Source organism: Coprobacter fastidiosus (genome assembly GCF_030296935.1).
GTDB lineage: Bacteria > Bacteroidota > Bacteroidia > Bacteroidales > Coprobacteraceae > Coprobacter > Coprobacter fastidiosus.
This window is the reverse complement of the sequence record NZ_AP028032.1, coordinates 2078077-2093928: the sequence shown is the minus strand read 5'-3', so window position 1 is coordinate 2093928 and position 15852 is coordinate 2078077. Positions and strand designations below refer to the sequence as shown.

Below are 15852 nucleotides of genomic sequence, written 5' to 3'. Positions count from 1 at the left end.
GTTTAGTTTTTTAGAGCACCCCAGGTGTTTATGAGCAGTATGGCCAATATGAGAATTCCCCAAATATATCCCAAAGTAATCCGTTTATTTATCTCGGGATTGTCACAAAACTTCGGTTTCTTTTTGATAATTTCTTGCTATAACAAAAAACAAGCTGGTAACGGCTGATAATGCAGAAAGATCCATTATTTCCGGGTTTGGGTTATTTTTTTTATAACTCAAGTAACAGTAATAGAAAACCGTTTCGAAAAAGTGCCTCATATCAGTGCATTTAAGGTATTTTGCAAATGAAATAATTAACAGTTCTTTTTCTTCCGGAAATCTTCGATCATGGAGTCGATCTTTTGGGCGGTCGGAGTATCATCGTTTAATTCTATTCTGTATTTCGATAAAAAAGAATATTCGCTTTTCGAGGAGATATGGTCTTTTTGTAACAGAGCCTTGATTTTTTCCTCGAATTCCTGAAGTACGGTTTCGGCTCTTTTTATCTCATCTTCATCGGTTGTTTGGCAGATATAGTCATCGACCATACGGGCTTCCTCGGCATCCCGTATTCCCCGTTTCAGGATTGTCCGTATTTTCCGGTTCATTTTCCATTTTTCGGGAGCAAGCCCTTCTCCTTCTCCGAAATTTTCGATTAATAACCGATCTATTTCTCGAAGGTCTTCAGAGTCTTCGATTCTTGTATCGGCAAGTTCGTGCCCATCTAAGAAGTCATGCCATACCATCTCGATTTGTCTTTTTGTATATTTTTTTAGTTTGATATTATTTATGATATCTGTTAAAATGTTTTTTGAAATTGTATCAGATATATTGCTTATCTCATAAGTCAACAAAATGATTACTTTTTTTTCTAATAAAGTCAGTTCTTTCATTTTTTTGTATTTTTAGTTGTATATTGTTTTTGTTTTCAATATCCGGAATAAGGCGCTAATTGTCCAAAATATTTGTTTGATTGACGATGAAAATATCTTCCATTGGGATTATATTTAGAAACAGCTCGAATAGAATTTCCTAAAAAAGGAGAGCCTATTCCTCCGTAATGATCGATTAACTATTGTTCTCTTCCTCGTATAGCATGTTTGCCTTCAGTTCCAAATGCCGCACAGTCTAATTGGGGATTTCCATAACCCAAACTTCGTCTATATTGATGATGATAATATCTGTTCATCATTACTTTATAAGGATCTCCGTTTCCACTGGCTCTTCCAACATATTTCATTCCGTCCGGTCGACTTAAAACATAAGTTACGTAGGTACGGGTTTGGCGTTCTATGATTTCTTCTGCAACAGATACAACACCATAGGCAACTCCTATACTCGCAAGCCCGTATCCTAAAATCGGTTTTTTCGCTAATCCTGCTATTGCCCCGTATCCTGACTGTGGGATCACCAATGCTACGGCGGCTGTTTCCATGTCGGATTTCATGAAGCGTATTTCTTGAAGCCATCTTTCATTACGCTCTGATTGTTCCGGTTTTGGAGCAATGATAGCCATACGGCTTTCACCGTTCAATGTATATCCCACAGAAACACCGTTATCCCAACCGGCATTTATCATATAGTTGCCGTTGAATCCCATGCCGATATCGCCGGATATTTTTCCCGAGGTATTATACCCCGCACTTACGGTAATGTTCGTTCTTTTCCAATCCCATTTAAACGGATTCAACTTGCCGTGATTGGCTTTAACGCCATCACAATAGGCTTTACCCATCATTAGACCGATATTGAGGCCTATGGCTATTCCCAAAAATTCTCCCGACGGATCGTTGAATTGTATGGGATTGTTCAATGCATAGGCATATCGGTTGTATGCCAACGGATTGTCCGGATCGGATATATACGGGTCGGGAGAGAAAAAACGTCCGGTAAGCGGATCATAGAGCCGAGCGTTCATGTTGATAAGCCCGAACTCGCGGATATGCTCATGTCCGGAAAATCCCCGTCCGAACAGAAGCGGGGCTTCTCCTCCTGCAGGAGAAATGTCTCCGAACTCTGAATCGCGCAATTTCCCCCACGGGTCATAATAATATGTGCCTATTGCTGTGTTCCCACGAGCTTGTATTATGCTGCCGAGATGGTCTCGAAACAGCCGGAATATCTGGTAAGAACCTCTGTTCGCCAGATCGATCTCCAGCACATTCGTTGCGGTATAGGGCGTTCCGTCCAAATATACATAGATTTTCTCGTTTCCGGTATCGGTGCGTACATGTTTTTGATAGATGCCTTCGGCAAGATATTTGTTCTCTTCGGTCAGTACGTCATCTATATACAGTCTTGACGAGGATCGGAAGCAGTCCGGCCCGTACCGGAATATCAGTCGCTTATTTCCCATCGACAGTGTGTCGGGCCGGTCGAAGGAGGTGTACGACACCGACAGTTGCTGTTCGGGAATCAAACCTTCTGGGTTTTCTGCTTCGGTGATGGCATAGGGATTTGCCCCGTTATAAGACATGTTCCCTGTTTCCGGTTTGAATATTATGTTGCCGAACTTGTCATATCGGTATTCTTTTGTTTTTCCTGAAAGTGTGGCTCTTTGCAGTTGATTAAAGCCATCGTATTCGAAAGTTTCGGGTATTCGGATGTTTTTTTCGATCAACTGTCCGGTATAGGAATCGTATTTGTAGCTGTCCCTCCTCACTATTTTTTTTCCATTGGTAGTTTCTACCAATACCGGTCTTCCCATGCAGTCGTATTCCTGCCGGTGGATATAGTATCCGGTACTGTATCGTTCGGCTTGTTCTGCCGCATTGCATTTATGGAGCGACCATAGGTCTTCGGTTTTGCCGTTAGGAAGAGAGAACCGGATATCGGTCAAGGTAGAGTTATCGCTGTATTCGTATAGTAAAGTGCCGATAATTCCCCGGTTATCGGAAAGTTCTTTGGATAGAATCAGTCCGTCTTTTCCGTATGAGAATTTTTCTCGGTAAAACAGACCGTCTTGTTCCCATTTGGTTTCGACAGGTCTCTGCAGGTCATCATAAACGAATGTTTTTTTATCGCCTGTAGAGGATATGATCGAAAGCGGTTGGAATGATTTCGGGTGATATGAACAGGAGATCGAAAACTCGGGTGTCTGTATCTCGGAGAGCAGTCCGAACGAATCGTATTGGTAGAGAATCGATTTCCCGTTTCTCGTTTTTTTATATAACTGTCCTTCCCGATTATATTCCCAGAGGGTTTCACCGGCCGAAGCATCGGTAAGTTTTGTTCTCCGTCCTAAGGCATTATATTCGTATTGTACCGTTCCTCCGGGAATCGCTCTATTTATGCGGGGTTGTCCGTCGGGCCTGTAAAAGTGACGGACCGTGATCCCGTTTAAACCGCTTATCATTGTTTCGCCGTTCAGGTCTGTCGTGTGCGAGGTGGTTATTCCTCCTCCTGTACTTCGGGTGATATTCCCTTGATAAGATATGGTTTTTGTCGTCAGATCGGGATATATGATACGGGTTATCCGGTCGGCACGGTCATATATGTATTGAGTCCAGTTTATCTCATCATTCTTGCGGTATGGTGTCGATTCGTGCCGTAATCGTCCGATGTCATCATACCTGTATTGCGTGATGATCGTGTCGCTTTTTTCTATTCCCTCTTTTTCGACGCGTACCGTATTTCCGAAAATATCGGTGTAAGAGGTTTGTGCGGGGAGGTTGGTCTCCCTGACGGTTTCCCTGATAAAATTCTCTCCGTTTATCTCTACCCACATTCGGGATATTTCGGTGCGGGTACTGTCCGGACGCAGGACAAGGGTAGGTTCTCCGGAAAGGTCATGATTCAGGTAAACGGTCTTTTTCCCGAGATTATCCGTCATGCTCAGCAAAAAAAGTTTTTCCCGGTCGTATTCATAAGACTCGGAGTCGTAAACAGTCCCGTCTTCGATTGTTTTTGTTATCCGGTCGGCCAACAGCCGGTCGGCATCGGAATAGGAATATACTGTCTTTTTCGCTGATCCGGTGAAATGCCGGGTCTCTTCGGAGATTTTGTTCGAGTAGGCATCATAGGCGGTTTCGGTCAATCTTTCTTGTTCTCCGTTTCGGGTTACGGATTCTTTGATGACATTTCCTTCCGGACTGTATTTATACTCGGTAACTGTTATATCTTTTTCTGAGATTCTGGTAAGTATTGTCGTTTGTTCCCGAGGTAGATTATAGGCGGTGAATTCGTCTTTCGTAAGGTTCGAGTATTCGATTTCCGTTTCGCTGACGATACTTTCGTTTGTGGAGGTCTGTCGTGTGACACGTTTCAGCTCCGGAGCTTCGTTTTCGTTATAATTCAGTAATTCCTGTGTTTCCGTTATACGTGTAATGCGGTCGAAGATTTTTTTTGTAGAAGATACGGGCTTTATTGTCTTATCTGCATCGATTACAAAAACGGAAGCCTGGTCTATATTCTGGTGTTGGGGCTCATTGGAAATGAAGGACGATCGATTTTGAGTCTCGACCGGATATCTTCCTTGAGAAAGCGCATTTATATAGTCGGATATGTCGTTGTCCTGAATTTCTTCATCGCCCCTTAGCAAATCGATTGCACGGAATGAACTGAATCCGAGGAATCCCAATCCTTCTTTATGAAAAACTCCATGTCCGTATTGATACTCAAATGATGAATGAATCTTTTCGTCGGATGTCATTATTGCATGTCCGACCGGAAGGTATTGGTGAGTAAGGTATGCCGTGAAGGGGTGCGGATATTCTTTGTATCCGGTAGTACTCGAAATCTCGGACAGGCTTTTATATCGGGTTTTTAGGATTCTTCCGTAACTGTCGATTACTGTTGTAATAAGAGATTCCCGAGATAAGTTTTTTTTGCGAGTATATTTGAATACGCGGTAATCGTCGAGAATGTACAGCCCGTTGCTGAATGTCGTTATCCTGAAATTCGGGGAGACGTTGATTTGTTTATTGTCTTCGATATATAATATTCCGCCTTTATAGCAACAATGTATTACTTCGGCGGTATTGTCGCAGTCGATATCTACCGAATAGAAAAGGTGAATGTCTTCGGTCGGGGAATTAAATGTTTTTCCGCTGACGCTCATTACGGGCGAGCCGGCGCTGTCGTCTGTGTACAAATCTCCGGCAAGATAAGCAATTCCCGGTAATCGGGTGAGGAAGTCTTCCGTTATATAAGTACCTGCGGATATACCTTCATATCGGCATTGCGAACAGGATTCATGGATGGAGGTATCGGTGGGCGTAAATGTTTCACCTAAAAAAGTATTATGCTTTTTGCAAAATATCTTATATCTTCTTTGAGTGTATGCGGCTCGTTGCAAGTCGGCACATCCATCACCGTTATAGTCGCTAAAAGAACATCCGTCACCTAATGACCTTGAGGTGCGGGTACGCTCGGTGAAATAAAATTTTCCGTCATTACCCTTTATATAATTGCAAACCGATGTGAAATTGTCTCCGGATATGATAATCTCGTGCTTACCGTCACCGTCGAGGTCGGCGGTATAAAATCGTTGTCCGGTAAAGGACTCGTTGATCGGATAATTTCCGGTAGCGACTTGATATCCCGATCCGGTATGGGCATACATATTGTAATATCCCGTAGAAGCGTCGATTACCCGTTCGATTATTTCTGTTTTTCCGTCACCGTTAAAGTCTCCTGGTAAGAAAACAGGTTTTTTCTGTATCGGGTCTCTCTTATAACTGAAAGCTTCTAACACTTTGTCTCCTTGCATTGTGAACAGGTCGTAAATATGGATTACATATATGTCTTTTTTTGATTTGTTATAGGAGCGTATGAGGATGACTTCGTCTGTGCCGTCGCCATTAACATCTCCGGTCAATATTTGTTCTACTTTACTGTGGCTGTTTCCCGGTATTTCTATTTTTTTTATTTCCCGAGTATCACCGTGGGTAAAGACAAATATTTGTCCGTGAGGTTTGGAATAGACAAGAAACCCTTCTGTCATGGAATTTTTCAAGAAATGCCCGCTTATGATTTCTGCGGAAGGATCGTTATGAGAAGACCCTATATTTCGTTGTTCCAGTGTATTTGTATTATTATTGTACTCATATCTGAAACGGATAGGGATGAGCTCTTTTCCGTCGATCGTGTTATGAATGGATGTCAGTTTCCGGTCATTGCCATATTCCAGTTTGTATTCGGCACGGATGTGGTTTTTGAAACGGGAAGTTACCTTGGTCAGTTTTTTTCCGAGCGTAAACTTGCTCCCCATTTTGAAATCGAATCGTGATTCTCCGTTGATATAGTCGAATTGAATGGATGCGAAATGATCGAGATCTTTATTTTTTCCGTATGATATTTTTGAAATGAATAACATGTTGCCGAATGTGATGTATTCGAAATCCATGATGTCTCCCCTGATACTTGTTTTTCGAACGATCGGATATTCTATCCGGCTTTCCGGTCCGTTGGGCGTTTCGTAGTCTCCGATTATTCCGTCCGGAAAGAAGACCTTGAAACGTTCTATATCTCCGTTGCTCACGTATCCGGTTACTCTGATATTACCGGAGACGGTGCGGAAATAGATTTCGTTTTCGTTTTCTTCTGTTTTTATCAGCCGTATTCCGTCTAAAGAGAAAGAACAGTCTTTTCCTCTCGAAATAGCTCTGTTTTCTCCGTCATAATAAATGCATTTGTTTGTTCTGGCAATAGAGGACAGGCCTCCGATAGACCACCCTGTACCCATATTATTATAACGGTATATGCTTTGGTAGTTGAACGATAGGTCGGGTTGGAAGCCATTTCTCCCGGGAGTTGTCGATATGGGAATATTATATTCCATTATGCCCGATGGCGATACTTGATAATTGAGTGGAATACCTGTCGTCTCTTTTCCTTCGACAGGTAGGGGCGTAAAGTAATCTTCTCCGCTTTCCGGCAATTCGTGTCCCCATATTCCGGCTTGAATGGCTTTATGGTCGGCATAAAACGGAGTAGGGGAGTCGGCGTAATAATTATGGTTTAGTTGTATAGATTTCAGATAATCTCTGCTGTACCCGTTATTGGCTTGAACTTGGGATACATTACGATAGGGAGTGAATTTTTTGTCCCAACTCTTTGCATTTCCTAAATAATGGACTTCGTCAACCAGAGAAAAAAGAGAATTCTTAAGATAGACACTGCCTCTTTTGTTGGCGAGTATGAATTTGTCGTGATAGAATATTTGGGATTCTTGCTCTGCACTTATATTGGGAAATAGATCGGAAAGCTTAAATGTTCGGTCTTTTGTGGAGTCTTTGTAGCATATAATGGCTGTTTCTCCTGATTTGAGAATAGAGCCTTTTGGAAATTGGAAAGAAAATTGTCGTGCATATCTGTATTTAGAGAGAATACCCCACCCTGACAGATCTACATCATAGGGTTCGAGGTTACAGATCTCTATAAATTCTCCGTTATGGCTTACATTGATGCTGTCGTTATCATCTTCTTCATAAGGAGTGTCGTAGAATACTTCTGATATTTTTATGTTCTGGGCTGTCGAACAAAATGTCCAGATTGACAGTAACAGGCATGCTAATATTTTTGATATGTTGAGGTTCATGATAATCGAAGATTAAGGTTGTCGAAATATCGGCCGATCAGATGTGGTTATTATTGACAAATCGATCTTGAGGAGACAGAGCGATTATCTTGTTTTTGATTCTCGAGTATCCGGCAGAATCATTTTTCTTTATATAAAGACGGGCCAATGCATAATAAACGGAAAGTATTTCTTGTGTATGCACCGGCTGTTTATCGTCCAACCGATGGTAGAATGATATTTCTTCATTTATAAAAGGATCGGGATAGATGTACTTGATGATCGGGTCATCGGGGAATTCTTCGGTATCCGGCCGATGTTTTAGGCATTTTGTCAGTATTAAGTTCAAAATATTTTCAGCTGCTTCATAGTTCTCTTCAGATATATATGTCTTGGCATAATGAATGGAGAGTCCTCGAGCGATACCGCCTATCCCGTTCAGCAGTTCGATCCCTTGCAACAATATTTCACGTGCACTGCTGTATTTCTTTTCTTGTATAAGGCAAGTGGCTTTACCTCCATATAACGCACCTATTTTTTTAGGTTGGAGTGCTTTGTTTTTTTTCTCGGCTTCTTGGTATAAGACAAATGCTTGGGATGCCGTATCTTTATTTTGTTTTAGTGAGTCTGCATAAGATATGGTTCTCCAGAAAGTTTTTGATCGGTTGTATCTGTTTTTGGTCAGTTCGATGAGGAATTTTTGTAATTTGTATTGTTTGGCGTATTTTTTTATCTCTCCGAACAAGGAATCTGTTATTAAGTTCGGAGATAAGGTCGAAATATAGGTATATACAGTTTTGTAAACAGGATTTTGGAGGAGGTTTGATAATGTTATCGTTGTTACCCATTGTAGATGGGCTGTTATTTGTTTTGCCCTAAGTTGTTCTTCTTCAGGGAAAAACATTGCTCTTCTTTTTTTCGGTGGAGTAGTGGCCGTTTTTCCGATATGACGGGCTTTATTGATAGGAGAATTCTTTTTTATCGAAGTTCTGCTATGTTCCCATGATTCTTTTATTTCCGATGTAAGTTCCGGAATTTTCGATAAAATTGCGGTATCCGGCTGGTGAATGGGAACTCGAGAGCGGGAAGATGTATATATTCCGATTTTCTTTTGAATGTCCAATAATCCTGTTTTCAAATATTGTTTGTCAGGGAATTTGGAGATGGCTTCTATATATAGTTTTAAAGAGTAATCGACCGGGTCGATGCCTGTCTCTTGTTCATATTTGGACCTTTGAATTTTATTTCCTCCGGATAGTGCGGTTAAAGCCCGTGCATAACGATCGTAGAATACAGGATTGTCCTGATTCTTTTTTAAACCCTCAGCATAAAGAACACAAATATCCGATATTCTGTTTTGAGCTCCCAATACTTTTCTTAAACCGTCATAATAGCTTATTTTATCGGGATGGACTGAGATTAATTTATTGAATAGATTTTCTGCGTTTTTGTATTCTTTTTTATAAAAATATGTAAGAGCTTGTTTCCTTGTAATTTCATCGGTCGGTAGATTGTTCGCCTTGTCGGTTATAGCTTTTCCTGATGTAGAAAACGTTATGGGGTTTACATATAATAGTGCGCTACCCCAGAAGAATTGTTTAAGAAAATCTCTTCTTTTTGTTTTTTTCATGGTATCGGATTCTCTTGGTTATAATATAAATTGAAATAACCACTTAAAATAGTTGCTTTCATTAAAAAAAGGATTCCAGGAAGATTTTAACTTCCAACCCCCGGGACAGAGCCTGTCGCTTTTATATAATTTAAGCTATGGAATCCTATTAATGCAAATATATGTATAATTTTATTATAAACAATGTTTTTGATTAAAAAATGCAATTTATTTAAGAATCGGCCTGATTTTTCTCTAAAAGATACTATCAGCTCATCTTTGTATTTTCTTCCGAATCTATAATGATATTGGTGGTATCGGCACGCTTCCCTTCTCCAGAGTGGAACTGACTATTCGTGTGTGTTTCTCTCGAACTTTACCTAAGCAAAATTCAGACAGGTTCTAAACGGGTTCTTAGTTTTCTGCATTTTTATTGATTTCCGATTTTTGTATTCGGTTTAAATAGTTTTCGTTGCATAAAGAGTACCCATACGGTTATTAAAGTAGCTATTCCGTCAGCGGTGGGAGATGCAGACCATACACCGTCGAGACCCCATATTCTGGGTAATAACAAGATTGCCGGAATCAAGAATAATACTTGCCGGGAAAGACTTAAAAATATCGATATGGACGCTTTCCCTATTGATTGGAAAAAATTTGTAATGACAATTTGTGCACCGACAATGGGAAACATCATCATGGTAATTCTTAGCCCGACCGAAGAAACGTCGATAAGGTGTGTGTCGGTGGTGAATGCTCTTGCAAGGTAATGCGGGAAAAAGGTCGAGCCGATAAATCCTAAAGAGGTAATGATTGTGGCGACTGTTGCCGTTAAGGTCAGAGCTTTTTGCATCCTTTGCAGATTCCCTGCTCCGAAATTGAATCCTACGATGGGTTGCATGCCTTGGCACAGGCCGATGATGAGCATGACAATCAACATACCGTAACTATTGATAATGCCGAATGCCCCGATTGCCGTATCTCCTCCGTATTTTTGTAGTGAAGTGTTCATAAAAATGGCGACAGCGCTTGCCGTGAGATTGATTAGGAACGGAGACATACCGATAGATACGATATTGCGTATGATCTGTCCTTGTAACCGGAATGAATGTTTGTGGAAACGAATCGAACTTTCTTTCCCGATAAAGTGGTACATGACGAATGCTGTGGATACGGCCATAGAAATAACCGTGGCGATGGCTGCGCCCTTGATTCCCATTTTGAACCAAAATATGAAAATCGGATCGAGAATAACATTCATAACAGCCCCGATCAACATCGTAATCATTGCTTTTTGGGGATATCCCGATGCTCGCATCATATTGTTGAAACTGTAACATAAATTGGTAAGAGCCATGCCGGGTAACAGATAGAACAAAAATTCCCGTGCGTAGGGAATTGTTTTATCGCTTCCTCCGAATTGCCTCAGTATATCGTCCATAAAAAAAATGAAAAACAGAATATAACAGGCTGCTAAAGCGAGTGTGAGCACAAGGCTGTTCCCCAATATTTTTTCTGCCCGTACCGGATCTTTTTGTCCCAGTACAATCGATATGCGGGCGGATGCTCCTGCTCCGACCAGCATTCCGACGGCTGCCGTAAGATTCATGATCGGAAATGTTAGAGCCAGTCCCGAAATAGCGTCCGGACCTACTCCTTGACCGATGAAAATACGGTCTATAATGGTGTAAAGAGACATAACCATAGTACCGACAATAGCCGGGACAGCATATTGCCATAGTAATTTCCCGACCGGTTCGGTTTCGAGTTTATTGCTGGGCGGAGTACTTTGTGTCATAATATAATGTAGAGTCGAATATTTCCTGCCTTGCTACTTAGAGCCTGTTTAAATTTTCCAAAAAAAATACTATCAGGTCATTTTTGCGTTCTCTTCCGGTCTTTTTTCCTGTTTTCCCTCGTCAGATAGCCCGCTATCCTCCTCGTAAAAACAGAAAAACATACTCGGAAGAAATTCTCAAAACTGACCCGAGTAAAATTTAAACAGGCTCTTGATTCTATTTGTCTTTCCAATCTCCGTTTATTTTTATTAATTCTATCAATTTTTCTACGGCTTGTTCTTCAGGGATATTTTTTTCAATGCATACTTTATTTTTGTACAGGCTGATTCGGTCACGGCCTGCTCCTACATATCCGTAGTCAGCATCCGCCATTTCTCCCGGACCGTTTACGATACATCCCATAATTCCTATTTTCAGGCCTTTTAAGTGAGAAGTGGCAGCTTTTACTTTGGCGATTGTTTTTTGCAGGTCGAACAACGTCCGTCCGCATCCGGGACAGGAGATGTATTCGGTTTTGCTGATACGTTGTCTTACTGCCTGAAGGATTCCGTACATGCAGCATATCTCGGCCTCTGTCGAGATATTTCCCTGATTTTGCAGCCAGACCCCGTCTCCGAATCCATCGGATAATAAAGCCCCGAAATCGGCTCCTGCTTTGATCTGCAGATCTTCATTATCGTTTTCTGTATAGTTGTGTTGAAGAATTACCGGAGTATCTAAACCTCGACATAATAATTCATGGAAAAAGGCTCTTTGCTCCCCGACCGGGTTTTTGTGGCCGGAGGTTAGAATCACCACGATGTCGTCATTTTCTTTTAAAGTTTTCCATAGCGTTTCGTTGAGTTGGGGATAGGAAAATAGTAAGAATTTTGTTTTCGCTTTTATTGAAGGGATAAGCCCGGCGGATTTTGTTGTAAATAGCGGATATACGTTCGGCTGAGGGACATAAACATCTGCATCGACGATCCGTGCGGCAGTGTTCGGGTATTTGTTCGGGTCATTATTGCCTATATACCAATAGTCGGGATATTGTTCTCCGATTATGCCTATTATGTCGACATTTTTTTCAAGTGCATTGGCTATGGTAACGGGAACATTGTTGCCTCCGATATTTCCGATGATTTTACTTTTTCTTCTTTCCATGCGGAGAAAGTCGAAGTGTGGGTATGTTTTCCCTTTAATCGGGGTATGACCTTCTCTGTTGGTAATATAATCGACGAGTTTGCGAGCTACCGGAATTTCCGCTTCGGGAGCTTCGCTAAGAGAAACCCGTATCGTGTCTCCGATTCCGTCGGCGAGAAGTGTCCCTATACCTACGGCAGATTTTATTCGTCCGTCTTCTCCGTCACCGGCTTCCGTTACTCCGAGATGTAAAGGGTAGTTCATGCCTTCCTGTTCCATTTTTGCAATCAACAATCGTACGGATTTTATCATAATTCCGGTATTCGATGCTTTGATCGATAGCACGACGTCATTGAAATTTTCTTCTTTGCATACTCGTAAAAATTCCATACATGATTCTACGATGCCGGCCGGGGTGTCTCCATATCGACTCATGATGCGATCAGATAACGATCCGTGGTTTACACCTATACGCACGGCCGTATGGTGTTCTTTGCATATATCGAGGAATTGAATAAAACGGGCACGTAATTTTTTTATTTCTTCTGCATATTCTTCATCGGTATATTCGAGGTGAACGAATGTCCTGGCACTGTCAACGAAGTTTCCCGGGTTGATACGGACTTTCTCAACGATTCGTGCGGCAGTGTCTGCAACGTTCGGATTGAAGTGTATGTCGGCAATCAGCGGAGTATGGTATCCTCGTTTGTGCAGCTCTTTCTCTATGTTTGCAAGATTTTCTGCTTCTTTTGTCCCTTGAGCTGTCAGTCTGACATAATCTGCTCCTGCATCGATGATGCGAATACTTTGCTCTACACAAGGTAAAGTTTCTTGTGTGCGAGTATTGGTCATGGATTGTATGCGAACTGGATTCTCCCCGCCTAACGGTGTATTGCCTATTCGGGTAACAGAGCTTTTCCGACGATGATAATTGAAGTAGTCCATACGGGTAAGAGATTATAAAGAGCGGAAAAAATCCGGACAGGACTTTTTACCGCTCTGAAAATCGTTATTTTTAATTTGTTTTGAATTTGTATTCTATTTTGGACAATTGCTGGTTGGCGTCTACGATCTTTTGGGCCAAACCTTGCTTGTATGCTTTTAAGCGAGCATTGATTTTTTCATCTCCGAGAGCGAGCATTTGAGTCGCGAGAATGGCTGCATTCAAAGATGCGTTGATTCCGACTGTTGCGACAGGAATACCCGGGGGCATTTGTACGATAGCATAAAGGGCATCTATTCCCTCCAGGCTTGATTTGATAGGGACTCCGATAACCGGAAGAGTAGTCATGGAGGCTATGACTCCGGGCAAATGAGCTGCCATTCCTGCTGCTGCAATGATTACTTTGATTCCTCTCGATTCTGCATTTTTGGCAAATTGTTCCACTTCTACAGGAGTACGATGCGCAGATAATGCATTCATCTCAAACGGAATCTCAAAGTCGTTGAGCAGTTGTGCTGCTTTTTCCATGATAGGCAGGTCTGAAGTGCTGCCCATGATGATGCTGACAATAGGTTTCATCTTTTTGTGGTATTATTTGTTGTTTAATAAATTCTTATTTCAAGTAATATTGAAATAGAACGAAATCAGGAGTATCGATCCGAACACCCAAATGAATCCGTTTATAACGCCTGCTGCGACCTGCATTAATGTGTGACGCCCCAAACCGATGCGGGCGCTCCCTAATATTCCGGTCAGCATGATGAGGGTACAAAACAATACGATCGGGAATGTCATTTGTATGCTTGCCAACCCGAACGCTAATCCTGTCAATCCGCTTATTCCGGTCAGGTGTGCGCTGATTTTCCAGCGTATATTTATTAGTAGAGCAGTAATTATCGAACCGATGCAACCGATAAAAAATGCAAGAACCCATATCGGAAGTCGGGTTTTATATAAAAAATAGAGACAAAATCCGTATCCGAACAGATTTATCACATACGGAATTTCACGATCGTGCCGGTCATTCAGTCCGATGCTTTTTACTTTTTTTGTTTTATACATCCATAAAATAGTCATTGCAGGAATAATTGCCGTAAAGAACAGAACGCCGGATGCGATGAATAATTTGAAAGAGATAGGCAGAATATAGAGATAAGAAAAGAAAAAAATGATGCAGATGCCGTAAAACGGCATCAATAACGGGGTTAAGACGGCTGAAAAAAAATGGGCCAGCGTTTTCATTCTGTATGTCGAGTTTTATAGATTTATATTTCTTTTCTTAAGCGGGCAACCGGAATGCCTAACTGTTCCCGATATTTTGCGACTGTACGGCGAGCGATAACATAGCCCTTTTCTTTTAGCAGGTCGCAGAGTTTATCGTCTGCCAGAGGTTTCCGTTTATCCTCGTTCTCGATGCATTGTTGTAAAATTTTCTTTATTTCCCGAGATGAAATTTCTTCACCCGATTCGTTTTGCATCGATTCGGAGAAAAAATATTTCAAGGGAAAAATCCCGAAATTAGTTTGCACATATTTGCTGTTACTTACTCGGGAGATGGTAGATATATCATATCCTGTACGTTCGGCAACATCTTTGAGTATCATCGGTTTCAGATTGCTTTCGTCTCCTGTCAGGAAAAAATCTCTTTGTAGATCGATAATTACTTGCATCGTATTCAACATTGTCTGTTGACGTTGTTTGATAGCGTCGATAAACCATTGAGCCGAATCTAATTTTTGTTTTACGAATAATAACGCATCTTTTTTATCCCGGGTTTGGTTTTGTTTATTTCCCATGTAATCCTCTAACATGTGAGTATAAGAGCGGTTGACCCTTAATTCCGGTATATTGCTGTTATTAAGGCTCAATGTCAGTTCTCCGTCATGAGAATCGACTATGAAATCGGGGATAATATGGCTCATCCCGTCAGAAAACGAATCGCTCCATGAACTTCCCGGTTTCGGATTGAGCATTGTGATTTCGTGAATTGCCTTTTTCAGTTCTTCTTCAGAAACATTATATTGTTTTTGTATTTTGTCATAATGTTTTTTTGTGAATTCATCGAAAGATTTGTCTATGATTTTATAGGCTAATAGTGCTGCCGGAGTACCTTCATGGCGTTCTAACTGCAATAACAAACATTCGCGCAGATTGGACGCTCCGACTCCTGCGGGTTCGAAATCCTGGATCATTTGCAGCAGATCTTCGAGTCGTTCGGTGGAAATGTCTATTCCTACCTGGAAAATGAGATCGTCAGATATTGCAGACAACGGACGTTGCAAATAACCGTTGTCATCGATATTACCGATAATGTATTCTGCTATTTTGGCATCTTGTTCCGACAGGTTTCGTTCTCCTAATTGTTTCAAGAGAAAATCATGAAAAGTCGATCCGCCGGAAAAAGGAATATCTTCATGCTTTTGGTCTTTTGAGAAATTGTCTGCCTCGAGTTTGTAGTCGGGGATATCGTCTTCCGTCAAGTAATCTCCCATGGAAATGTCTTCAGCACTTTCGGCAGATGCATCGGTATCTTCGTTTCCGAATTCGTCGGTATCGGGGTTTTCATGCTCTTCTGCCCCCTCGTCAAGTGCCGGATTATCGATCAGTTCTTGTTTGATGCGTTCCTCCAGCTCAATAGCCGTCAGCTCAAGCAGTCGTATTACCTGTATTTGTTGGGGTGACAGCTTCTGTTGCAGCTTTTGTTGTAGTTGTTGTTTCAGCATCGGTTTTCTCTTGAAATTTTCGAACGAAGATACTCTATTTTATTGGAAAGAGGGAATTTTTACTTAATTTTTAGCCGTTAAAAATCGTGACAAAGAAAAATTATCCTTACCTTAAATCTTTGTCCAAAGTTTAGAGTCAGTTTAAATATTCCAAT

8 protein-coding genes are annotated in these 15852 nt (G+C 41.4%); all 8 read right to left on the bottom strand.

Translation table 11 applies throughout. The annotated features are described in order from the left end of the window. Positions 1-296: 296 nt before the first annotated feature. The 8 genes from QUE35_RS08285 to rpoN all read right to left on the bottom strand — a co-directional run bounded on the left by QUE35_RS08285 (position 297) and on the right by rpoN (position 15697). Positions 297-875, bottom strand: coding sequence for a hypothetical protein (locus QUE35_RS08285; RefSeq protein WP_022602944.1), 579 nt, complete (start codon positions 873-875; stop codon positions 297-299). A 179-nt stretch (positions 876-1054) separates the two neighbouring features. Beyond that, positions 1055-7522, bottom strand: a complete 6468-nt coding sequence (locus tag QUE35_RS08280) for an RHS repeat-associated core domain-containing protein (RefSeq protein WP_022602945.1) — start codon at positions 7520-7522, stop codon at positions 1055-1057. A gap of 37 nt (positions 7523-7559) precedes the next feature. Next, entirely contained in the window at positions 7560-9131 is a 1572-nt protein-coding gene (locus QUE35_RS08275) for a tetratricopeptide repeat protein (protein WP_022602947.1), read from the bottom strand. Between the two features lie 409 nt (positions 9132-9540). Next, on the bottom strand, positions 9541-10908 hold the full coding sequence (locus QUE35_RS08270; RefSeq protein ID WP_009318163.1) for an MATE family efflux transporter: 1368 nt from the start codon (positions 10906-10908) through the stop codon (positions 9541-9543). 217 nt (positions 10909-11125) lie between these two features. Then, positions 11126-12976 (bottom strand): 4-hydroxy-3-methylbut-2-en-1-yl diphosphate synthase, encoded by a 1851-nt coding sequence (locus tag QUE35_RS08265; protein ID WP_022602951.1) that lies wholly within the window; start codon positions 12974-12976, stop codon positions 11126-11128. A 70-nt stretch (positions 12977-13046) separates the two neighbouring features. After that, positions 13047-13553 (bottom strand): 5-(carboxyamino)imidazole ribonucleotide mutase, encoded by a 507-nt coding sequence (gene purE, locus QUE35_RS08260; RefSeq protein ID WP_009318161.1) that lies wholly within the window; start codon positions 13551-13553, stop codon positions 13047-13049. A gap of 39 nt (positions 13554-13592) precedes the next feature. Next, positions 13593-14216 carry a hypothetical protein gene (locus tag QUE35_RS08255; RefSeq protein ID WP_022390296.1) on the bottom strand — a complete coding sequence of 208 codons (624 nt, stop codon included), beginning with the start codon at positions 14214-14216 and terminating at the stop codon, positions 13593-13595. A gap of 23 nt (positions 14217-14239) precedes the next feature. Further along, the gene (rpoN, locus tag QUE35_RS08250; protein ID WP_009318159.1) at positions 14240-15697 is read right to left on the bottom strand and encodes an RNA polymerase factor sigma-54; all 1458 of its coding nucleotides are present in this window, start codon (positions 15695-15697) and stop codon (positions 14240-14242) included. Positions 15698-15852: the final 155 nt, after the last annotated feature.